This is a genomic window from Streptomyces sp. RLA012, from assembly GCF_056270325.1.
Genome location: NZ_JBWDPA010000002.1, coordinates 6380090 through 6401433, shown reverse-complemented (window position 1 = coordinate 6401433; position 21344 = coordinate 6380090). Strand labels below are relative to the sequence as shown.

Genomic DNA, 21344 nt, shown 5'->3' with positions numbered 1-21344 from the left:
GTGGGTTTTGTCGTGTTTAGACCACCCATGCGGGATCCCGTCGTTCGAGGAAGGCCGTCATCCCCTCGCGGGCCTGGGGGGAGGAGAACAACTCGGCCGAGAGTGCGGTCAGGGCGACGGCGTCCCGGTCGAAGGTCTCCAGCACCCTAGCCGTGAGCAGCCGTTTCGTCTCGGCCAGGGCCTGTGGAGACGCTCGGCGCAGGCCGTCCAGGACGGGGGCGAGGGTGACGTCGACGTCGTCGCCGGTCGCCGTCAGGATTCCCGTCCGTACCGCCTCCGCCGCGTCGAAGCGCTCGCCGGTGAGGTAGTGGCGGGCGAGGGCGCGGGGGTCCGTGCGGGGCAGGAGGGGGAGCGAGATGACGGCGGGCGCGACTCCGATGCGTACCTCGGTGAAGGCGAAGGTGGCCTCCTCGGAGGAGAACGCCATGTCGCAGGCGCCCAGCAGCCCCAGACCACCCGCGCGTACGTGGCCCGTCACCCGGGCCAGCACCGGCTTGGACAGTTCGACGATCTGCCGCAGCAGGGAGACGAGCGCGTCCGGGTGCGGCGGGTCGCGCAGGTCGGCGCCCGCGCAGAACGTGTTCCCGGTGTGGGTGAGGACGACGGCGCGTACGTCGGGGTCCTTGCCGTACCGGGTGAGCCCGTCCGCGAGTTCGCCCACGAGGGCGGCGGACAGGGCGTTGCGGTTGGCGGGCGAGTCCAGGGTGAGGGTGGTGACGGCGCGGTCGTGGGCGGCGTGCACCACCGGGGCAACGGTCATGAGCGGCCCCGCAGTTCCCGGCGCAGGATCTTCCCGGAGGCGGCGCGGGGCACGGCGTCGATGAAGGTGACGCCGCGGACCCTCTTGTAGGGGGCGACGCGCTCGGCGACGTACATCATCACCTCTGCTTCGGAGAGGCCGGAGGGGCCTTCGGAGAGGCCGGAGGGATCGTACGGACCGGACGCGGACGGCCGGCGGACCACGAAGGCGTGCGGGACCTCGTTGTTGTCCTCGTTGTAGATCCCGATGACGGCGGCGTCCGCGATGCCGGGATGGGTGAGCAGCAGGGCTTCCAGTTCGGCGGGTGCGACCTGGAAGCCCTTGTACTTGATGAGTTCCTTGACGCGGTCGATGACGAACAGCCAGCCGCCGGGGTCCGTGTAGCCCACGTCTCCGGTGTGCAGCCAGCCGTCCGGGTCGATCATCGCGGCGGTGGCGTCGGGCCGCCCCAGGTAGCCCTTCATGACCTGGGGCCCGCGGATGACGATCTCTCCCGCCTCGCCGACGCCCAGGTCCTTGTCGGGGTCGTCGAGGGAGACGATGCGCATCTCGGTGCCCGCGACGAGTCTGCCGACCGTTCCCGGGGGCGCCTGCTGGACGGCGTCCAGGGGGACCAGGTGGGTGCAGGGGGACAGCTCCGTCATCCCGTAGCCCTGGCCGATGGGCGGCAGCCCGAGCCGCTCGGCGCAGGCCACCGCCAGTTTGGCGTCCAGGGGCGCGGCGGAGGAGACGATGTACTTCAGGGACGACAGGTCGTAGTGCGCGACGGCGGGGTGCTTGGCGAGGGCCAGGACGATCGGCGGGGCCACGAAAAGGCCGCTGATGCGGTGCTTCTCGATGGCCGCGAGGAAGGTGTCGAGGTCGAAGCGGGGCAGGACGACGACGGTGGCGCCCTGCCTGAGGGGCGCGTTCATCAGGGCCGTCAGCCCGTAGATGTGGAAGAAGGGCAGCACCGCGAGGATGCGATCGCCCTCGCCCATCGGCATGAAGGGCACGAGCTGTGCGAGGTTGGTGCCGATGGACCGGTGGGTGAGCATCACGCCCTTGGGTGTGCCGGTCGTCCCGGAGGAGTACGGGAGGGCCGCGACGTCCGTCACGGGGTCGATGTCGATCTCCGGTTCGGGTGCGGTCGAACCGAGCAGGTCGATCAGCGAGCGATGTCCCGGCGCGCTGTCGCAGACGAAGATCTCCCGTACGCCGCCGGCGAACTCGGCGGCCTGCCGTGCCGTCTCCAGGAGGGGCGAGACGGTCACGATCCAGTTCGCGGCGCTGTCCCGCAGCTGCTTGGCGAACTCCTCAGCCGTGGCGAGCGGGTGCACGGTCGTGACCGAGGCCCCCGCGCGCGTGGCGGCGTAGAACGCCGTCGGGAAGGCGATGGTGTTCGGGCTGTGCAGGGCGAGCACGTCGCCCTTGCGGACGCCCGCCTCGGCGAACGCGGCGGCCAGCCGCCGGTGGAACTGGTCCAGTTGTCCGTAGGTGAGCGTGGTGCCGTCGACTCCGTCGATCAGCGCGGGCGTGTCGCCGCGCTCGGCGGCGCGGCCCAGGACCGCTTCGTGGATGGGTTCCTCGACGGCCGGGACTTCGGCGTACTCGCTGCGGAACATGGTTCCTCCTGGAGCGGCTCGGGGAGCGACGGGGGCTAGTACGACTTGGGCAGGCCCAGGGTCTGGTGGGAGACGTAGTTGAGAATCATCTCCCGGCTCACCGGAGCAATACGAGCCACGCGCGAGGCCGTTATCAACGAGGCGAGGCCGAATTCGCGGGTGAGTCCGTTGCCGCCGAGGGTGTGCACGGACTGGTCGACCGCCTTCACACACGCCTCGCCCGCCGCGTACTTGGCCATGTTCGCGGCCTCACCTGCGGCGACGTCGTCCCCCGCGTCGTACAGGTACGCCGCCTTCTGCATCATCAGACGGGCGAGTTCGAGGTCGATGTGGGCCTGGGCGAGGGGGTGGGCGACGGCCTGGTGTGCGCCGATGGGCTCCTTCCAGACGGTGCGCTCACGGGCGTACTCGACGGCCCTGGAGAGCGCGTAACGGCCCATGCCGATCGCGAACGCGGCGGTCATCACCCGCTCGGGGTTGAGCCCGGCGAAGAGCTGGAGCAGGCCGGCGTCCTCGTCGCCGACGAGCGCGTCGGCGGGCAGCCGTACGTCGTCGAGGGTCAGTTCGAACTGCTTCTCCGCGCTGTGGAGTTCCATGTCGATCCGCCGCCGTCCGAAGCCGTCGGCGTCGCGCGGGACGATGAACAGGCAGGGCTTGAGGCGGCCCGTCCGCGCGTCCTCCGTGCGCCCCACGATGAGCGTGGCGTCCGCGATGTCGACGCCGGAGATGAACACCTTGCGGCCGCTCAGGACCCAGTCGGTGCCGTCCCGGCGGGCGGTGGTGGTGATGCGGTGCGAGTTGGAACCCGCGTCGGGTTCGGTGATGCCGAAGGCCATGGTGCGGGTGCCGTCGGCGAGGCCGGGGAGCCACTGCTGCTTCTGGGCGTCCGTGCCGAAGCGGGCGATCACCGTGCCGCAGATCGCCGGGGACACGATCATCATCAGGAGGGGGCAGCCCGCGGCGCCGAGTTCTTCCAGGACGATGGAGAGTTCGGCTATGCCGCCGCCCCCGCCCCCGTATGCCTCCGGCAGGTTGACGCCGAGGTAGCCGAGCTTGGCGGCCTCGGGCCAGAGGATGTTGATGTCGTAGTCGCGGCCGTGGCGTTTGCCGAGGGCGGCCACGGCGGATCGGAGGGCCTTGTGTTCTTCGGTTTCTGTTGCGGGGCTCATGGGGGCTCCTGGGGCCGTCTTTACGCTGAAGGTTGTATGTGGCTGGTCGCGCCCACGCGGCGGAGCCGCATGGGGTGACAGCCCCGCGCCCCTGAAGGGACGCTCGTCTCAAGGTGTCGTTTCGACCACTGCCAGGAGAGTCCCTACCTCGACCTGTTGGCCGGGGGTGGCGTGGAGGGCTGTGAGGGTGCCTGTGGCGGGGGCGGAGATCTTGTGTTCCATCTTCATCGCCTCCAGCCACAGGAGGGGCTCTCCGGCCCGTACGGGGGTTCCCGCGGCCAGGCCTTCGGCGATCCGGACGACGGTTCCGGGCATGGGGGCCAGGAGGGAGCCGGGGGCCTGCTGGGCGGTGGGGTCGGGGAAGCGGGGCAGGGCGGTGAGGGCGGTGGCGTTGACGAAGACCCGGTCGCCGTAGCGCGTCACCTGGAACTTCCTTCGTACGCCGGCCACTTCGAGTACGACGAGACGGGCGTCGGCGTGCACCACGCGCACCCCGTCGGCCGTCAGGCCCTCGCGGGTGTGGTGGTAGCGGACCTCGTGCTCGGTGCCGTGCGCCGCGTAGCGCTTGATCTGCGGCCCCGAGGGCAGGTTGCGCCAGCCGCCGAACCGGGAGCGGGCGCCGTCGTGCGCGTCCGCCAGGGCCGCCGCGAGAGGGGCGTACGGGTCCGGGGTGGACGTCGTGAGGGAGGCGAGGTGGCGGTCGTAGAACCCGGTGTCCATGCGGGCGCCGGCGAACTCCGGGTGCCGCAGGGAGCGTACGAGCAGGTCGCGGTTGGTCGTCGGGCCGTGGAGGTCGGCCCGTTCCAGGGCGCCCGCCAGTTTGCGTACCGCCTCCGCGCGCGTGGGTGCGTACGCGATGACCTTCGCCAGCATCGGGTCGTAGTGGACGCCGATCGGGTCGCCGTCGGTGTAGCCGGTGTCGAGGCGGACGCCGTCCGGGACGGCGAGGCGGTGCAGGGTGCCCGTCTGCGGGGCCCAGGCCCGCGCCGGGTCCTCGGCGTACAGGCGGGCCTCGATCGCGTGCCCCCGCGCGCGTGGGGGGTCGTTTTCGAGCGCCGTGCCCTCCGCCACCCGGATCTGGAGCGCGACGAGATCGATGCCGAAGACCGCCTCCGTCACCGGGTGTTCGACCTGGAGGCGGGTGTTCATCTCCAGGAAGTGGGCCTTTCCGTCGGCGACCAGGAACTCGACGGTTCCCGCGCCCCTGTAGTCGACGGCGCGGGCGGCCCGGACGGACAGGTCGTGGAGGGTTTGCGTGAGGTCTCCGAGGCCGGGTGCCGGGGCCTCCTCGACGACCTTCTGGTGGCGGCGCTGGAGGGAGCAGTCGCGGGTGCCGAGCGCCCAGACGGTGCCCTGCGCGTCGGCGAGGATCTGGACCTCGACGTGTCGTCCGCCCTCCACATAGGGCTCGACGAAGACCTCGCCGTCGCCGAAGGCGCCGAGGGCCTCGGAGCGGGCGGCCGCCAGTTCGCCCTCCAGGGCGTCGAGTTCGCGTACGACGCGCATGCCGCGGCCGCCGCCGCCCGCGGCGGCCTTGACGAGGACCGGGAGATCGGCCGCGGTGACCGTCTCCAGGGGGGCGAGGCCCATCAGTTTCTTGGCGCGCGTCTTGGAGGCCATCGCCTCGATCGCCTCCGGCGGCGGCCCGATCCAGACGAGGCCCGCGTCGAGGACGGCGCGCGCGAAGTCGGCGTTCTCGGAGAGGAAGCCGTACCCGGGGTGCACGGCGTCCGCGCCGGTGCTCAGGGCCGCCTTCACGATCAGGTCGCCGCGCAGATAGGTGTCCGAGGGCGCCGCGCCCGGCAGCCGTACGGCCTCGTCGGCCACGCGCGCGTGCAGGGCGTTCCCGTCGGCGTCGGAGTACACGGCGACCGTCCGGATCCCCAACTCACCGCAGGTGCGGAAGATCCGGCAGGCGATCTCGCCCCGGTTGGCCACGAGGACGGAAGTAATCACTGGGACCTCACATCCGGAAGACGCCGAAGCCACCGCGCGCACCCTCGTAGGGGGCCGTGTGGATCGCGGACAGGCACAGGCCGAGGACGGTACGGGTGTCACGGGGGTCGATGACCCCGTCGTCGTACAGCCGCCCGGACAGGAACATCGGCAGGGACTCCGACTCGATCTGCTGCTCGACCATGGCGCGCAGAGCGGCGTCGGCGTCCTCGTCGTAGGGCTGTCCCTTCGCCGCGGCCGACTGCCGGGCGACGATCGAGAGGACGCCCGCGAGCTGCTGGGGGCCCATGACTGCGGACTTGGCGCTGGGCCAGGCGAACAGGAAACGCGGGTCGTAGGCGCGGCCGCACATGCCGTAGTGGCCGGCCCCGTAGGAGACCCCCATGAGGACGGACAGGTGGGGGACCTTCGAATTGGAGACGGCGTTGATCATCATCGCGCCGTGCTTGATGATGCCGCCCTGCTCGTACTCCTTGCCGACCATGTAGCCGGTGGTGTTGTGCAGGAAGAGGAGGGGGATGTCCCGCTGGTTGGCGAGCTGGATGAACTGGGCGGCCTTCTGGGACTCGGCGCTGAACAGCACCCCCTGGGCGTTGGCGAGGATGCCGACGGGGTAGCCGTGCAGCGTCGCCCAGCCGGTCGTGAGGCTCGTCCCGTAGAGGGGCTTGAACTCGTCGAAGTCGGAGCCGTCGACCACGCGGGCGATGACCTCGCGGGGGTCGAAGGGGTGCCGGAGGTCGCCGGGGACGACTCCCAGGAGTTCGTCCCCGTCGTACTTGGGGGGCGCGGCCGGGCCGGGATCGCCGTACGCCTTGCGGTGGTTGAGCCGGGCGACGACGCGTCTGGCCTGGCGGAGGGCGTCCTGTTCGTCGACGGCGAAGTAGTCCGCGAGACCCGACACGCGCGCGTGCATCCCGGCGCCGCCCAGGGACTCGTCGTCGCTCTCCTCGCCGGTGGCCATCTTCACCAGCGGCGGGCCGCCCAGGAAGACCTTCGCCCGCTCCTTGACCATGATCACGTGGTCGGACATGCCGGGGATGTACGCGCCTCCGGCGGTCGAGTTCCCGAAGACGACGGCGACGGTCGGGATCCCCGCCGCCGACAGCCTGGTGAGGTCGCGGAAGATCGCGCCCCCGGGGATGAAGATCTCCTTCTGGGAGGGCAGGTCGGCGCCGCCCGACTCGACGAGGCTGATGCAGGGCAGCCGGTTGGCGAGGGCGATGTCGTTGGCGCGCAGGGCCTTCTTCAGGCTCCAGGGGTTGCTGGCGCCGCCCCGTACGGTCGGGTCGTTCGCCGTGATCAGGCACTCCACGCCCTCGACGACCCCGATCCCGGTCACCAGCGAGGCGCCGACCGCGTACTCGCTCCCCCAGGCCGCGAGCGGCGACAGTTCCAGGAAGGGTGTGTCGGGGTCGAGGAGCAGCTCGATGCGCTCGCGGGCGAGCAGCTTGCCGCGCTTTTGGTGCCGGGCCACGTACTTCTCGCCGCCGCCGGCGAGCGCCTTGGCGTGCTCGGTGTCCAGCTCGGTGAGTCTGGCGAGCATGGCGTCGCGGTTCGCCGTGTAGTCGGGGCTCGTGGTGTCGAGCGCGGTGGGAAGGACGGTCACAGGAGGGCCTCCGGGATGTCCAGGTGGCGGGAGCGGAGCCATTCGCCGAGGGCCTTGGCCTGGGGGTCGAAGCGGTGCTGGGCCGCGACGCCTTCGCCGAGGATGCCTTCGACGACGAAGTTGAGGGCGCGGAGGTCGGGCAGGAGGTGACGGACGACTTCCAGATCACGGCTTTCGGCGATCAGGCTCCGGAATCTGTCGGCTGTCAGCTCGTGGGCCAGCCAGCGCCACGCGTCGTCCGTGCGGGCCCAGACGCCGACGTTGGCGTTGCCTCCCTTGTCACCGCTGCGGGCGCCCGCGACGAGGCCGAGGGGAGCGCGTCTCGTCGCCCCCGGGGCCGGCGGCTCGGGCAGGGCGGGTTCGGGCACGGGTTCCAGTACGAGGGTGGTGAAGGTGCCGGGATCCGGGGTCACCGGGACCCGGCGTCCGTCGTGGAGGACGGCGACATGGTCCACGGCGCCCCGGGGGACGTACGCGTCCTCGAAGACCCCGTACGGGGAGCCCTTTCCCGGTGGCGCCACGACATGGAAGCCGGGGTAGCTCGCCAGCGCGAGTTCGACGGCGGCGCCGCTGAGCGTGCGGCCGACCGCTTCCTGGTCGGGATCGCGTACGACGAGGCGCAGGAGGGCGCTCGCGGTCTCCTCGGTGGGCGCGTCGGGGTGGTCGGTGCGGGCGAGGTCCCAGCGGACCTCGGCGGGGCGGGACTTGGCGGCGTCCAGCGCGGCCTCCATCTGGTCCCGGACGAGGGCGGCCTTCGCCTCGATGTCGAGGCCGGTGAGGACGAAGACGACTTCGTTGCGGTAGCCGCCGAGGCGGTTGAGGCCGACCTTGAGGGTGGGGGGCGGGGCCTCGCCGCGTACGCCGTCGATGCGGACGCGGTCGGGGGCCTCCTGGGTGAGGCGGACCGAGTCGAGGCGGGCGGTGACGTCGGGGCCCGCGTACCGGGCGCCGGACGTCTCGTAGAGGAGTTGCGCGGTGACCGTGCCGAGGTCCACCACGCCGCCGGTGCCGTCGTGTTTGGTGATGACGCTCGTGCCGTCCTCGTGGAGTTCGGCGAGCGGGAAGCCAGGGTGGCGCAGCCGCGCCGGGTCGTGGCCGGTGAGTTCTGTGAAGAAGGCGTAGTTGCCGCCGGTCGCCTGGGTGCCGCATTCCAGGACGTGTCCTGCGACGACGGCGCCCGCGAGACGGTCGTACGCGTCCGGCGCCCAGCCGAAGTGGGCGACGGCGGGGCCGGTGACCAGGGCCGCGTCCGTGACGCGCCCGGTCACCACGATGTCCGCGCCCTCGCGCAGACAGACGGCGATCCCGACGCCGCCGAGGTAGGCGTGCGCGGCAAGACTCGTGGGGTGGCCGGCGGTGAGGTCGTCGCCCTCGACATGGGCGACCCGCACCGGTATGCCGAGGCGGTCGGCCAACTGCCGTACGGCGTCGGCGAGTCCGGCGGGGTTGAGGCCGCCCGCGTTCGCCACGATCCGCACGCCCTTCTCGTGCGCGAGGCCGAGGCACTCCTCCAACTGGCCCAGAAAGGTGCGCGCATAGCCGCCGGAGGGGTTCTTGAGGCGGTCGCGGCCGAGGATGAGCATGGTCAGTTCGGCGAGGTAGTCGCCGGTCAGGACGTCCAGGGGGCCGCCGGTGAGCATCTCGCGCATCGCGTCGAAGCGGTCGCCGTAGAAGCCCGAGGCGTTGCCTATGCGCAGGGGCGCGAGGGTCACCTGGCGTCTCCCTTGGACTCGCGTCCCTGTCCCGGCGGCCCCGCGAAGGCCTGCGCGATGTCCAGCCAGCGGTCCGCGTCGGGGCCGTCCGCCCGTACGGCGAGGTCGGCGCGGTGGGCCCGCTGGGTGACCAGGAGGCAGAAGTCGAGGGCGGGGCCGGTGACGCGCTGGGGGGCGTCTTCGGGACCGTACGTCCACAACTCGCCGCCGGGGCTGCGCAGTTCGACGCGGAACTCGGCGGCGGGCGGGGTGAGGCCTCGGACGCCGAACGCGAAGTCCCGGGCCCGTACGCCGATGCGGGCCACATGGCGGAGGCGGTCGCCGGGCGTACGCGCCACGCCCAGCGTGTCCGCCACGTCCTGGCCGTGGGCCCAGGTCTCCATCAGCCGGCCGGTGGCCATGGAGGCGACCGACATGGGCGGTCCGTACCAGGGGAAGCGGGTGCCGGCGGGGGCCGCGCGGAGGGCCGTCTCCAGCGCCGCGCGGCCGTCCCGCCAGTCGGCGAGCAGCGTGGCGGGCGGCAGCCCGGCCCCTCCTGCGCGCCCTCGTCCACGAATCCGCCGGGCGAGGCGATCGCCTTCTCGACCTCCTTCGCGAACGCCTCGGCGTCCGTGACGGCGAGCAGGGCGGAGCGGTCCGTCCAGGTCAGGTGGGCGATCTGGTGAGCGATCGTCCATCCGGCGGCGGGGGTGGCCAGTGCCCAGCGCGCTGCCGCCAAGTCCCCCACCAACAGGTCGAGTTCCTCGCTCTCCCGGCGCAGATCGTCGATCACGGACGACGGGTCGGACACGATGGGGCTCCCCTCGGGGCACGACGGTGTGCGGGGTCTGTCGCGATGCGTTCTGGAGCATGGCAGCGGACACAGAAACAATCAAGCATGCTTGCATTAATTGTGGTCGTACCGGCTGGAGCATGCCGGACACCGGCACCGGGAGTTCGGAGCTCGGAGCTCTTCAGCCCTGGGGCGGCGGCCCGGTCCGGCGCGCCGGTGGTGGTGGCATCAACCGCTCGGCGCGCCCCACGCACACGGCCGTCCGCCGGCCGTTCAGGGGCCGCGCGCCGATCGACCGTACGGCTTGCATCGCGCTTTCGCCCGTGATCCAGTTCCAGGTACGTGATCGGAAGCAGTGATTCCGCGACCGGCGGCGGCTCCGGACGGAGGGAAACCCATGCCCGAGGGGAACCACGACACGGTGGCGGTCACCGGGGTGACCGGGGCGCTGGGCAGCCGGATCGCGGCCCGACTCGCCGCCCACGGCGTCCCCCAACTCCTTGTCGGACGCAGCCCCGACCGCCTGCCCGAACTGCCGGGCGCCCGGCGACGCGGTCCGGCCGCCTACGCCGACGCCTCGGACATGCGCAAGGCGCTCGAGGGCGCGTCGACCCTCGTCCTGATCTCCGGACACCGCACGGGGCGCCGGCTGGAGGAACACGCCACCGCGGTCGAGGCCGCGATCGCCGTCGGTGTGGACCGGGTCCTGTATGTGTCCCTCGTCGGCGCGGCGCCCACCGCCACCTACATCAACGCCCGCGACCAGTGGCTGACCGAACAGTTCCTGGCAGGGGCCGGGATCCGCCACACGGTGCTCCGGGCGGGCTTCTACACGTCGACGCCGGCCGCCCTCGCCGACGAGGAATTCGTCGTGAGCGGCCCCGCGAGCACCGGCCGGGCCGCCTTCGTCACCCACGAGGACATCGCCGACGTGATCACGGCCGTCGCCCTCGACGAGGGTCCCCGCTCCGAGCACGACGGCGCGATCCTCGAGATCACCGGGCCCGAGGCCCTGACCCTCGACGAAGCGGTCACCCGGATCGCCGCGGCCACCGGTCGGCCCTACCGCTACGAACCCGAGACCCTTGAGGAAGCCTTCGCGCGGCGATGGCGACTGGGCATGAGCGGGGAACAGATCGAGACCTGGATCTCCTGGTACCAGGCGATCGAGCGGGGTGAGCTTTCCGCGGTCACCGACGTCGTCCCCCGGCTCACCGGCTCACCGGCGACCCCGGTCTCGGACGCGGCCTGGTGGCCCGCGCCGAGGACGGCGCGCGGTACCCGCTGAGGGCCCCTGCCCGGTCGCGCGCTCTTCGAACGGGTCCCGCGCCAGGACCGGCCTGAACTAACCGTTCTCGCGCTGCGCGGACGCGCCCCGGCTCATCGCGAGGACGGCGTCGCGGCGGCTCAGCGCGCCGAACGGTGAGCCGCCGGTCGGGGTGTCGCTCCCGTAGATCCAGGTAGGGCCGTCGGCGAGGTGGTCGAGAGCCTCCGCCGCGACCTCGTGGGGGTCGGCGAGCTCTCCGTACGCCTTGCCGTCGGCATCGAACGCCCGGCGCATGGACGGGGTGTCGGTCTTGCCGAGTACGAGCCCCAGTACGTCGACCCCGCCGGCACGCCACTCCGCCCACAGGCTCTCCGCGAGGATGAGGTCGAAGGCCTTCGTGGCGCCGTAGGCGGCAAGCGTGGCGCCGCCCGCCCAGGCGGCGCCCGAGGTCACCAGCACCACGGCCCCGCGCCCGCGCGCCACCATCGGACCACCGAAGCGGTACGCCGCTTCGAGCGGGGCGAGGCAGTTGCGGTGGACCAGCGCCAGGTGGGCGCCGAGGTCCTTGTCGAGGAAGGCCACGCTGCGGTCGTCGCCGCCGGCGTTGTAGACGAAGAGGCCGACCTCCAGGTCGGAGGTGGCCCGTGTCAGCTCCGACAGCGCGTCCGGGGCGCTGAGGTCGAGCGCGACCGTGCGGGTCTCGACGCCGTGCTTCGCCCGGATCTCGGCGGCGGACTCCTCCAGCACCGGTACGCGCCGCGCCACCAGCACCACGTTCATGCCCCGGGAGGCCATCGCGTGGGCGAACGCGGCCCCCACTCCGTCCGACCCACCGGCGACGATGCCCCACGGACCGTACGTACCGGTCAGGGTTTCAGCCACTCTCCCCACCTCATCCGTTCGATCCGTTCGACCCGTTCGATCCAGTCCGTCCAGTCGATCTGGTCCGTCCAGTCGATCGCTCACTCCGCCTCCTGGTGGCCGCGGGCGGCAGCGGGCGGAGCGAGCAGCGCGCGGGGTCCCTCGGTGCCGTCGAGGCCGGCGTTGACCCGCTCGGCGATCCGCCAGCCCCGCGAGGTGCGCACCCAGCGCCAGGTGTTCGCGGAGACCTGGAAGACCCAGAACCGGCGGGCATCGGCGTCCCAGCGGAAGTGCAGCGCGTGGCTGCGTCCGGTGGCGTGGTCGCCGTCGACGACGATGTGCGGGACGGTCAGGACGTGACCGCAACCGTTGTGGATCAGGCTCTGGTGGCCTGCGCCGTGAACCATGCCGAGGATGGCGTCCCGGCCCTCCATCCGCAGATGGGGTACGGCGTCGAAGAGGCCGTCCTCGGTCCAGAGGTCCGCCGCGGCCTCCCCCGAGCCGCTGTCGACGGCGGGCCCGTACTGGGCGACGAGTTGCATGATCTCGACCTGGTCCTCCAGGGCGTGGACCTTCGCCGCCAGCGTCCTGACCGTGGCGCGAAGCTCGTCGATCTCGCTCATACATCCCCCTCCTCGAACGGTAGGGACTGTAGCGACGCCATGGCATTTATAGAAGGGTGTCTCCTATAAACACCTCCGCAAACGGCCGGTCATTACGATGTCCGCCATGACAGAGCCGCGCCGCCGCCCCGGCCGTCCCCGGGACACGAGCATCGACGAACGGGCCCTCGCGGCAGCGCGCGAACTGCTCGTCCGGCGCGGCTTCGACGCGACGACGATCCAGGCGGTCGCGGAACACTCCGGCGTGCACGCCTCCGCCATCTACCGGCGCTGGCCGTCCCGGATCGAGCTGATCGAGGAGGCCACGTTCCCCGGGCTGAGTCCGCTGAGCGTGCGGCCGACGGGGGACCTACGGCGCGATCTGCGCCGGTTCATCCGCGCCTACCTGGCGGCCTTCAGCACGCCCGTGGCCCGCGCGGCCGCCGCCGGACTGTTCGCACACCATCAGACGTCGGACCGGACCGGTCCGCCGGAGGTGTACGTGCGGATGTCGGCGCGGCCGCTCTTCGTGGACATCCTGCGCGCCGCGCCACCCGGGACCGTGGACCCGGACGTGGACCCGGACGACGTGTTCGACATGCTGCTGGGCGCCGTCCTGACCCGCACGCTGCTGTTCAGCACCACGGCGCGCACCCGCCCCGTCGAGCGCACGGTCGAGATGATCCTGCGGCTGCTACGCCCCCTCGGCTGAACCGGCGCTCTCGGCCGGACCGACATTCTTCGCCCTGCCCCGTCCCACCTGTGTCCGTACCGCCCCCATGCTCGCCGCGATGACCAGGGCGATCGCGAGCGCCTCGGTGGCGGAGAGCGCCTGGTCCAGGACGAGGAAGCCGGCGGTCGCGGCGACCGCGGGTTCCAGGCTCATCAGGATGGCGAAGGTGGAGGCGGGCAGGCGGCGCAGGGCGAGGAGTTCGAGGGTGTACGGCAGCACGGAGGACAGCACGGCGACCGTGCCGCCCAGGGCCACGGTCGTCGGATCGAGCAGCCGGGTCCCGGACTCGGCGATCCCCAGCGGCAGGAACGCCACCGCCGCGACCACCATGGCGAGCGCGAGCCCGTCGGCCTGCGGGAAGCGTCGGCCCGTACGAGCGCTGAAGACGATGTACGCCGCCCACATCGAGCCCGCGGACAGGGCGAAGGCGACGCCGACCGGGTCGAGGGAGCTGAAGCCCCCGCCGCCGAGCAGGAAGACACCGCCGAGGGCGAGGCCCGCCCAGAGGAGGTTCAGGGCACGGCGGGAGGCGAGGACCGAGAGAACGAGCGGGCCGAGCACTTCCAGGGTGACGGCGGGGCCCAGCGGGATACGGGCGACCGACTGGTAGAAGAGGCCGTTCATCGCGGCCATGGTGACGCCGAAGACGAGGACCGTGCCCCAGTCCGCCCGCGAGTGCCCGCGCACCTTGGGGCGGCAGACGGCCATCAGCACGATCGCGGCCACCAGCAGGCGCAGCGAGACGACGCCGAGCGCGCCCACCCGCGGTATGAGGGTCACGGCCAGCGCGCCGCCGAACTGCACGGAGACGCCTCCGGCGAGCACCAGACCCACGGGGCCGAGGGCGCCCCTTCGGCCCGGGGCGCCGTCGCCCGGCGCGGGTGCGGGTGCCATCGCCGGGGCGACCGAGGCCGGGGACGCCGACGACGCCGGAGAGGACGGGGCGGCGCTGGGGGTGTTCACGGGGCCTTCCAGGGGGCTCGACTCGGGTGTCGTGCATCAAGGTGCACTTCCTGGTCCACAGTAATGGACCGAGTCAGGAACGTGAACCCTTTATGCGCCTGTCCAGGGCACCTCGTCGCGGAAGAGCGGCCGGCCGTCGGGCAGATAGCCCGCGAGGGGGTCCCGGAGGGGATCGGGATCAGCGTGATGGGGGAGGGGGTCGGGAAGCGCACCGGAGTACCAGGCGCCCTCGGAGCCGTACTGCCCGGCGGTCCCGTAGTACGCGTACTGCGGAGCCGCTTCCGCCACGAAGCCCCCCACGAAGCCCCCCGCGTAGTCCATCGGCATCCCTGCGGGCACACTCATCGGCACGTCCGTCGGCACACTCATCGGCACGTCCGTCGGGACACCCATCGGTACACCTGCCGGTACCCCCATGTGCACCGCACCGCCCACGGGGACCTCCGCCTCCGTGAACAGCGGCAACCGCAGCTCTCCGGTGTCCATCTGCGCGTTGTTCTGCGAACCGTGCAGCCGTGCGTACGCGCCGCCGCGGGCCAGCAGTTCGTCGTGCCGGCCGGTTTCCACGACGCGGCCGCGGTCGACGACCAGGATGCGGTCGGCGTCGGGCGCGAGGTTGAGGTCATGGGTGATCATGATCGTCGTACGGCCCTGCATCAGGCGCCGCAGCGGCTTGATCACACGGCGTGCGGCCATCGCGTCCAGGCCGGTCGTCGGTTCGTCCAGGACGAGGACCGGGGCATCGCGCAGGATGGCACGGGCGATGGCGAGCCGCTGGAGCTGACCACCGGAGAGGCGGGCCGAGTTGGGGTCGATCCTGGTGTCGTACCCCTCCGGCAGCTTCATGATGAAGTCGTGCGCGTCGGCGGCGCGCGCCGCCTCGACGAGCGCCTCGTCACTCGCGCCGGGGCGCCCGCAGCCGATGTTGGCGCGCACGGTGTCGTGCAGGACGAGGGTCTCCTGCGGCAGCAGCGTGACGTACTCGCGCAGCCGGGCCAGCGGGAAGTCGCGTACCGAGACGCCGTCGAGGAGGACCGAGCCGGAGTCCGGGTCGTAGAAGCGGAGCAGGAGCTTGGAGACGGTGGACTTGCCCGCGCCGCTCGGGCCGGTCACGATCACGAGCTCGCCGGGGCTGACCGCGAAGGACAGGCCGCTCAGGGCGTCGGTCTCCGCGCCGGGGTAGCGGAAGGTGGCGTCGCGCACCTCCACGGCGCCGTCGGGACGGCCGGGCCGGCTCTCCGCGGAGCCGGTCGGGTCGGCCACCGCGGGCCGGACGTCGAGAATCTCGATCAGCCGTTCGGCGCCGGCGGTGGCGGCGGCGATCGTCAGACCGAGCTGGGCCAGACCGCGCACGGGCGGGTAGAGGTAGCCGAGGAACGCGGCGAAGGCGAGCAGCTGGCCGAGGGTCATCCGGCCGCCGGAGATCTCCCACACGCCGAGGCCGATGACCGCGAGCACGCAGATCGTCTCGATGACCTGGACGAGCTGCTCGTACAGCTCGTTGAGGCGTCCGGAGCGCACGGAGGCCCTGAACCAGGCGTTCGCCTCCTGGTTCAGCCGCCGCCGCTCGGCGTCCCGGCGGTCGTACGCCTGGGTGAGGACGATGTTGCCGAGGGACTCCTCCACCACGGAGGTGATGGCGCCGTCGGCGACCCGGCCGTCGCGCGAGACGGACTTGATGGAGCCGGAGAAGCGGCGGGCGGCCAGCCAGAACAGCGGCGCGAGCACGAAGGTCGCCGCTGCCAGGTCCCAGCGCAGCCAGAACGCGGCCGCCGCGTAGAACAGCGCGCTGAACGCCGCCGAGGCCGCGCCCACCAGACCGGACACCACCATCGTCTCGATCGACTCGACGTCGCTGGTCAGCCGGGACAACAGGTCACCCTGGCGGTGGCGTTGGAAGAAGTGCGGCGGCAACTGCTGCACATGGTCGAAGACGTGCTCGCGCAGCCGCATCACGAAGCGTTCGGTGACCCAGGTGGCGAGGGAGTTGCCCGCGTAGGCGACGGCGGCGCCGAGCACGGCGACGGCCAGCCATTCGGCGGCGGGGACCCAGAACGCGGCCAGTGAGCCCTGTTGCAGGGCGTGGTCGGTCAGGTCGCCGAAGAGGAGGATGGCGGCGGTCTCGGCGAGGGCGGCGAGCACCGTGCACAGCCAGATGGCCAGCAGCCAGCTCCGCAGCCCCTTGGTCAGGGGCCAGAAACGGCGGAAGGCGGTACGGGCGGGGATGGTCGGGGCGTGCTGGTCGAGATCGTCCTCGTACTCGTCGTCCTCATCCTCGTACCTGCCGTCCTCGTACCTGCCGTCCTCATACCTGCTGTCCTGGTACTTGTCGTCCGCGTACTCCTGATTCTGCCTTTGCTGGGTCATGGCCCTCCTCATTTAAATTGCAGGCCGTGCCGTGGAGTTTCGGTTCGCTGCCGGAATCTTTTATAGGCAGCCTCATAAAAAGCCTCACAAAAAAGAGAGAGGCCGACGGCGCACCGTCGGCCTCTCCGCTACCGCCTGATCAGCCCTCGTTACGGGGGAACGGCTTGGGGAGCGGCTTGCGAGCCCTCTTGCGCGGCTTCGGCTCCGGCGGGGGCGGGAGCTGCTTCGACGGCTTGGGGGGCAGGGGGGCAAGCTTCTTGAAGCTCATGCCAACTCCTTGAGGTTCTGGCGACGCAATAGCGAGCGCAATAGTGCTGCGATGATGCGAGAATTCTCTACGGATACGGGCGGGAATTCCTGGTCGTCACCTCGGTTTTCCCTGCCGCCCGACATGAAGGAATCTACACGGCCACCGCCCCCAGGCCCAGCGAAAAGCAGCACAGAAGGACTGTGAATCCCCTTATGAAACCTGAGAGTTGCCTGAAAAACCTGGGGATTGGTTATCCGCGGCGGGACATGTACAGGTCGAGCGCCTTGTGCAGCAGGCGGTTGAGCGGGAAGTCCCACTCTCCGAGGTACTCGACGGCCTCGCCGCCCGAGCCGACCTTGAAGCGGAGGAGGCCGAGGAGGTGGTTGGACTCCTCCAGGGTGTCGGTGATACCGCGGAAGTCGTAGACGGCGGCGCCGAGTTCGTGGGCGTCGGTCATCATCCGCCACTGGATGGCGTTGTTGGGCTGGACCTCGCGCTTACGGCTGGTGGAGGCGCCGTAGGAGTACCAGACGTGGGTGCCCACGGTCAGCATCGTGGCGGCGGCGAGGACGTCGCCGTCGTGGTGGGCGAGGTAGAGGCGCATCCGGTCCGGGTCCTCGGCGGTCAGGGCCGCCCACATGCGCTGGAAGTAGGGCAGGGGGCGCGGGATGAAGCGGTCGCGCTCCGCGGTCTCCGCGTAGAGCTCGTAGAAGGCGGGCAGGTCGTCGTGACCGCCCCGCACCACCTTCACGCCCGCCTTCTCGGCCTTCTTCACGTTCCGCCGCCACTGCTGGTTGAGCCCGCGGTGGATCTCCTCCAACGACCGCCCGGCGAACGGCACCTGGAACACGTACCGGGGCTGCCCGGCCGCGAACCCGTCCTCACCGCCGGCCTCGGCCTGCCGCCACCCCGTGCTCCGCAGCCGTTCGGCGACGCCGAGGGCGGCCGGCTCGTACGTCGTCGCCTCCGCGTCCGCCAGGCGCCGGGCCGCCGGATCGGCGATCGCCGCCTTGACCGCGTCCGCGCTCCACCGCCGTACGACCACGGGCGGGCCCATCTTCACCGAGAACGCGCCGCGTGCCTTGAGATGGGCGAGCATCGGTTCGAGCCACCGCTCGACGAGATCCGCCGCGTACCAGTCGATGACCGGCCCCTCGGGCAGATAGGCCAGATACCGCTTCACCTTCGGCAGCGGCCGCAGCAACACCAGGCCCACCCCGACCAGCCGCCCGGCCTCGTCGAACCATCCCAGCCGCTCCGCCCGCCAGTCCGGCTTCACCTCGCCCCACGACGGCACCTGCATATGGCTGACCGAGGGCCGCGTCCGGACGAACGCCAGGTGCTCTTCACGGCTGATGGCCTGCAGACGAAGCCTCGGGACACTCATGCGGGGCACTCCTCGTGAAGGGGGCGGGGGTGACGGGTGGATCGGTGGATCGGTGGATCCACCAGCGTAAATACGGAGTTTCGAGGGAGCCCGGTTCCCGTCGGCGTGTCAGTCCAGCCCTTCGGCCGGCCCTTCGACCAGTCCCTCGGCCAGCACTTCCGCCAGGTGCCGCCCCCGCCGCCCCGCCAGTTGCTCCAGTTGGGTGCGGCAGGAGAAACCGTCGGCCAAAAGCACCGTGTCGGCCGTGGCCGCCCGTACCGCCGGGAGCAGTTGTTCCTCGGCGCAGGACGTCGACACCTCGTAGTGGCCCTTTTCGAAGCCGAAGTTGCCCGCGAGGCCGCAGCAGCCGCCGGCCAGGGAGCCGGTGAGGCCCGCCGCCTCGCGCAGTCGGCGGTCGGCGGCGTCGCCGAGGACGGCGTGCTGATGACAGTGGGTCTGGCCGGCCACCGGACGGTCGATCGACGGGGGTGACCAGTCCGGGGCGAGACGCTCCAGGGCCTCGGCGAAGGTCAGGACCGCCGACGCCAGCCGGGCCGCGCGCGGATCGTCGTGAAGAAGCTCCGGGAGGTCTGTGCGCAGGGCGGCGGCGCAGCTCGGCTCCAGGACGACGACGGCGGGCGGTTGCGGAAAGATGTCCGGAGCCAGGAACACATCCATCAGGTCGAGCGTCCGGCGCAGCACCGCGCGGGCGCGGTCGAGCTGGCCCGTGGAGATGTACGTCAGCCCGCAACAGACCTGCCCCCGGGAGCCGACCGACCACGGATTACCGGAAAACGACACATCCTCACCAAACGACACATCCTCACCAAACGGCACATCCTCACCAGCAGCCCCAGCACCTCCAGAGGCCCCGGCACCCCCGACCTCTCCGCCCCGCGGCCTCCCCCTCCGCATCGCCACCCTCGGCGGCAGGATCACGTCCACGCCCGCCGCCTCCAGTACCCGTACGGCCGCTTGTCCCACGGACGGGGAGAGGTGCTCGGTGAAGGTGTCCGGCCAGAGGAACACCGTCCCGGTGGGGCGCCCCTCGGCGGGTCGCTCCTCAGTGCGGCGCCCCTGGGCGTCGCCGGACTCGGACGCCCGCTCCCGCATCATCCGCAGCGCCCGTTCCTTGAACCGCCGCGCCCACCACCGGCTGAACGGCTCCGGCGCCAGGCGCGGAATCTCCCGCTCGGGCGCGATCCCGCCCAGCCGCTTGGCCACCGCCGCCAACGGCCGGACGCCGGCAAGGGCGTTGACCAGCCCGGCCGTTCTCGTCCGGGCGACCAGGCGCAGCCACACCGGCAGCCACCCCAGCGCGTAGTGCGCGGCGGGGCGGCGGCGCCCTTCGTAGTGGTGGTGCAGGAACTCCGCCTTGTACGTGGCCATGTCGACGCCCACCGGGCAGTCGGACCGGCAGCCCTTGCAGGAAAGACACAGGTCCAGCGCGTCCCGGACCTCGGTCGAGCGCCACCCGTCCGTGACCACCTCGCCCGCGAGCATCTCGTGCAGCAGCCGCGCCCGTCCCCGGGTGGAGTGCTCCTCCTCGCCCGTCGCCCGGAACGACGGGCACATGACGCCTGCGCCGGACACCGAGGTCGTACGGCACTTGGCGACCCCCACACACCTTCGGACCGCCGCCGAGAAGTCCCCGCCGTCCGCCGGATAGCCGAACGCCACGTCCACCGGCTCGCGGGGCAGCACCGCGAACCGCAGGTTCTCGTCCAGCCGGTGCGGACGTACCAGCATCCCGGGGTTGAGCAGGCCGTCCGGGTCCCAGAGGTCCTTCGTCCGCTCGAAGAGGCCGACCAGCTCCGCGCCGTACATCCTGGGCAGCAGTTCGGCGCGCGCCTGTCCGTCCCCGTGCTCGCCCGAGAGCGAGCCGCCGTGCGAGACCACCAGCTCCGCCAGCTCCTCCGAGAAGCGGCGGAAGCGGCCGATCCCGGCGCTCGTCAGCAGGTCGAAGTCGATGCGGACGTGGATGCAGCCGTCCCCGAAGTGCCCGTACGGCGTGCCGCGCAGTCCGTGGGCGCCGAGCAGCCCCCGGAAGTCACGCAGATACGGGCCGAGCCGGGCCGGCGGCACCGCGCAGTCCTCCCAGCCCGGCCAGGCCTCGGTCCCGTCCGGCAGCCGGGTCGCCGTGCCGCTCGCGTCCTCGCGCAGCCGCCACAGGGCGCGCTGCCCGGCCGGGTCCGTGACCACGAGGGAGTCGAGGACGTCGAGGTCGCCGGCGCCCCGGACGATCGCCTCCGCACGCGCGCGTGCCTCCGCCGGGTCCGCGCCGCCCGTCTCCACGAACAGCCAGGCGCCGCCCCGCGGCAGCCCCGCGTCCGGCGGTACGAGGTCCGCGCCCATCCCCTCCACCGTGAGCGGCCCGAGCGGCAGCAGGCCCGCCGCCGCCTCCGCCGCCGCGCTCTCGTCCGCGTACGCCAGTACGGCCAGCGCCCGCGCGCGCGGGGCCTCGACCAGGCGTACGACCGCCTCGGTCAGCACCCCGAGCGTGCCCTCGGAGCCGCAGAAGGACCGGGCGACGTCCGCGCCCTTCTCGGGGAGCAGCGCGTCGAGCGCGTAGCCGGAGATACGGCGGGGCAGGTCCGGGAAGCCCGTACGCAGGCGGGCCGACTCGGCCTCCACCAGGGCCCGGAGGCCGGGCGGGGCGCCCCGCCAGCCCCGGCCGAGACGTACGGCGGAGCCGTCTGCCCTGGTCACCGACAGTTCGCGCACGCTGTCCGCCGTCGTGCCCCAGGCCACCGAGTGCGCGCCGCACGAGTTGTTCCCGATCATTCCGCCGAGGGTGCAGCGGCTGTGGGTGGAGGGGTCGGGGCCGAAGCGCAGGCCGTGCGGGTCCGCGGCCTCCTGGAGGCGGTCCAGGACGACACCGGGCTGGACGACGGCCGTGCGTGCCTCGGGGTCGAGCGCGACGATCCGGTTCATGTGGCGGGTGAAGTCGAGGACGACGCCGGTGCCGGTCGCCTGTCCGGCGATCGAGGTGCCGCCGCCGCGCGGCACGACCGGCACGCCGTGCGCCCGGCACACGGACAGGGCGGCCGCCACGTCGTCGGCATCGCGCGGACAGACCACACCGAGCGGGACGCGGCGGTAGTTGGACGCGTCCATGCTGGTCAGCGCACGCGCGGTGACGTCGAAGGCGACCTCGCCCCGCAGCTGCGCCGCGAGCGCGGCTCTCAGACCGTCGACGTCCGGAGCGGCCAACGCGTCCGGAGCGTCCCGCGCGTCCCGCGGATCCGGTGTGTTCACCGCACGCCGCGCCCCGAACGGCCCGCTGACCTGCCCCTTGACCTGCCTCTTGCCCTGCCCCTCGCCGCGCCCTTTGCCCTGCCCGCTGCCCCTCGCGC

16 protein-coding genes and 1 pseudogene are annotated in these 21344 nt (G+C 72.0%); 2 read left to right on the top strand and 15 right to left on the bottom strand.

Going from position 1 to position 21344, the window contains the following annotated elements:
• Positions 1 to 16 precede the first annotated feature (16 nt).
• The 8 genes and pseudogenes from RV986_RS29440 to RV986_RS29405 all read right to left on the bottom strand — a co-directional run.
• Positions 17 to 760 carry an enoyl-CoA hydratase family protein gene (locus RV986_RS29440; protein ID WP_475920273.1) on the bottom strand — a complete coding sequence of 248 codons (744 nt, stop codon included), beginning with the start codon at positions 758 to 760 and terminating at the stop codon, positions 17 to 19.
• The gene (locus RV986_RS29435) at positions 757 to 2364 is read right to left on the bottom strand and encodes a 4-coumarate--CoA ligase family protein (protein WP_475920272.1); all 1608 of its coding nucleotides are present in this window, start codon (positions 2362 to 2364) and stop codon (positions 757 to 759) included. Before RV986_RS29435 ends, RV986_RS29440 begins: the two co-directional genes overlap by 4 nt.
• A gap of 35 nt (positions 2365 to 2399) precedes the next feature.
• Positions 2400 to 3533 (bottom strand): acyl-CoA dehydrogenase family protein, encoded by a 1134-nt coding sequence (locus RV986_RS29430; protein ID WP_475920271.1) that lies wholly within the window; start codon positions 3531 to 3533, stop codon positions 2400 to 2402.
• A 108-nt stretch (positions 3534 to 3641) separates the two neighbouring features.
• A complete protein-coding gene (locus tag RV986_RS29425; protein ID WP_475920270.1) occupies positions 3642 to 5489 on the bottom strand; it encodes an acetyl/propionyl/methylcrotonyl-CoA carboxylase subunit alpha in 1848 nt (615 codons plus the stop codon).
• Positions 5490 to 5496: 7 nt separating this feature from the next.
• A complete protein-coding gene (locus tag RV986_RS29420; protein ID WP_475920269.1) occupies positions 5497 to 7095 on the bottom strand; it encodes an acyl-CoA carboxylase subunit beta in 1599 nt (532 codons plus the stop codon).
• Positions 7092 to 8807, bottom strand: coding sequence for an acyclic terpene utilization AtuA family protein (locus RV986_RS29415; RefSeq protein WP_475920268.1), 1716 nt, complete (start codon positions 8805 to 8807; stop codon positions 7092 to 7094). Before RV986_RS29415 ends, RV986_RS29420 begins: the two co-directional genes overlap by 4 nt.
• The gene (locus RV986_RS29410) at positions 8804 to 9484 is read right to left on the bottom strand and encodes a TIGR03084 family metal-binding protein (protein WP_475920267.1); all 681 of its coding nucleotides are present in this window, start codon (positions 9482 to 9484) and stop codon (positions 8804 to 8806) included. The genes RV986_RS29415 and RV986_RS29410 overlap by 4 nt, the downstream gene beginning before the upstream one ends.
• Positions 9421 to 9579 (bottom strand): annotated as a pseudogene (locus RV986_RS29405) (maleylpyruvate isomerase N-terminal domain-containing protein); the annotation flags it as partial. The gene RV986_RS29410 and the pseudogene RV986_RS29405, both read right to left, overlap by 64 nt.
• A 397-nt stretch (positions 9580 to 9976) precedes the next feature.
• Here RV986_RS29405 and RV986_RS29400 point away from each other — a divergent pair.
• Positions 9977 to 10867 carry an NAD(P)H-binding protein gene (locus RV986_RS29400; RefSeq protein ID WP_475920266.1) on the top strand — a complete coding sequence of 297 codons (891 nt, stop codon included), beginning with the start codon at positions 9977 to 9979 and terminating at the stop codon, positions 10865 to 10867.
• A 57-nt stretch (positions 10868 to 10924) separates the two neighbouring features.
• On the opposite strand, the gene RV986_RS29395 is transcribed toward RV986_RS29400, so the two are convergent.
• Entirely contained in the window at positions 10925 to 11728 is an 804-nt protein-coding gene (locus RV986_RS29395) for an SDR family NAD(P)-dependent oxidoreductase (protein WP_475920265.1), read from the bottom strand.
• An 80-nt stretch (positions 11729 to 11808) separates the two neighbouring features.
• The gene (locus tag RV986_RS29390) at positions 11809 to 12330 is read right to left on the bottom strand and encodes a nuclear transport factor 2 family protein (protein WP_475920264.1); all 522 of its coding nucleotides are present in this window, start codon (positions 12328 to 12330) and stop codon (positions 11809 to 11811) included.
• 106 nt (positions 12331 to 12436) lie between these two features.
• On the opposite strand from RV986_RS29390, the gene RV986_RS29385 reads away from it, so the two are divergent.
• Positions 12437 to 13021 (top strand): TetR/AcrR family transcriptional regulator, encoded by a 585-nt coding sequence (locus RV986_RS29385; RefSeq protein WP_475920263.1) that lies wholly within the window; start codon positions 12437 to 12439, stop codon positions 13019 to 13021.
• Here RV986_RS29385 and RV986_RS29380 read toward each other — a convergent pair.
• The 5 genes from RV986_RS29380 to RV986_RS29360 form a co-directional block, all read right to left on the bottom strand.
• The gene (locus RV986_RS29380) at positions 13004 to 14005 is read right to left on the bottom strand and encodes an EamA family transporter (RefSeq protein ID WP_475920262.1); all 1002 of its coding nucleotides are present in this window, start codon (positions 14003 to 14005) and stop codon (positions 13004 to 13006) included. The two genes, RV986_RS29385 and RV986_RS29380, sit on opposite strands and share 18 nt — an antisense overlap.
• 90 nt (positions 14006 to 14095) lie before the next feature.
• Positions 14096 to 16372 (bottom strand): ABC transporter ATP-binding protein, encoded by a 2277-nt coding sequence (locus RV986_RS29375; RefSeq protein ID WP_475920261.1) that lies wholly within the window; start codon positions 16370 to 16372, stop codon positions 14096 to 14098.
• 139 nt (positions 16373 to 16511) lie between these two features.
• Positions 16512 to 16640, bottom strand: coding sequence for a hypothetical protein (locus RV986_RS29370; RefSeq protein WP_475920260.1), 129 nt, complete (start codon positions 16638 to 16640; stop codon positions 16512 to 16514).
• A 232-nt stretch (positions 16641 to 16872) separates the two neighbouring features.
• On the bottom strand, positions 16873 to 18009 hold the full coding sequence (locus RV986_RS29365) for a lipid II:glycine glycyltransferase FemX (protein ID WP_475920259.1): 1137 nt from the start codon (positions 18007 to 18009) through the stop codon (positions 16873 to 16875).
• A 108-nt stretch (positions 18010 to 18117) separates the two neighbouring features.
• A complete protein-coding gene (locus tag RV986_RS29360) occupies positions 18118 to 21105 on the bottom strand; it encodes an FAD-binding and (Fe-S)-binding domain-containing protein (RefSeq protein WP_475924473.1) in 2988 nt (995 codons plus the stop codon).
• Between the last annotated feature and the right edge of the window lie 239 nt (positions 21106 to 21344).

Coding starts and splice junctions, on each gene's coding strand:
- RV986_RS29440 (WP_475920273.1), bottom strand. CDS start 760: ATGACCGTTGCCCCGGTGGTGCACGCCGCCCACGACCGCGCCGTCACC.
- RV986_RS29435 (WP_475920272.1), bottom strand. CDS start 2,364: ATGTTCCGCAGCGAGTACGCCGAAGTCCCGGCCGTCGAGGAACCCATC.
- RV986_RS29430 (WP_475920271.1), bottom strand. CDS start 3,533: ATGAGCCCCGCAACAGAAACCGAAGAACACAAGGCCCTCCGATCCGCC.
- RV986_RS29410 (WP_475920267.1), bottom strand. CDS start 9,484: ATGGACGATCGCTCACCAGATCGCCCACCTGACCTGGACGGACCGCTC.
- RV986_RS29400 (WP_475920266.1), top strand. CDS start 9,977: ATGCCCGAGGGGAACCACGACACGGTGGCGGTCACCGGGGTGACCGGG.
- RV986_RS29390 (WP_475920264.1), bottom strand. CDS start 12,330: ATGAGCGAGATCGACGAGCTTCGCGCCACGGTCAGGACGCTGGCGGCG.
- RV986_RS29385 (WP_475920263.1), top strand. CDS start 12,437: ATGACAGAGCCGCGCCGCCGCCCCGGCCGTCCCCGGGACACGAGCATC.
- RV986_RS29375 (WP_475920261.1), bottom strand. CDS start 16,372: ATGACCCAGCAAAGGCAGAATCAGGAGTACGCGGACGACAAGTACCAG.
- RV986_RS29370 (WP_475920260.1), bottom strand. CDS start 16,640: ATGAGCTTCAAGAAGCTTGCCCCCCTGCCCCCCAAGCCGTCGAAGCAG.
- RV986_RS29365 (WP_475920259.1), bottom strand. CDS start 18,009: ATGAGTGTCCCGAGGCTTCGTCTGCAGGCCATCAGCCGTGAAGAGCAC.
- RV986_RS29360 (WP_475924473.1), bottom strand. CDS start 21,105: ATGGACGCGTCCAACTACCGCCGCGTCCCGCTCGGTGTGGTCTGTCCG.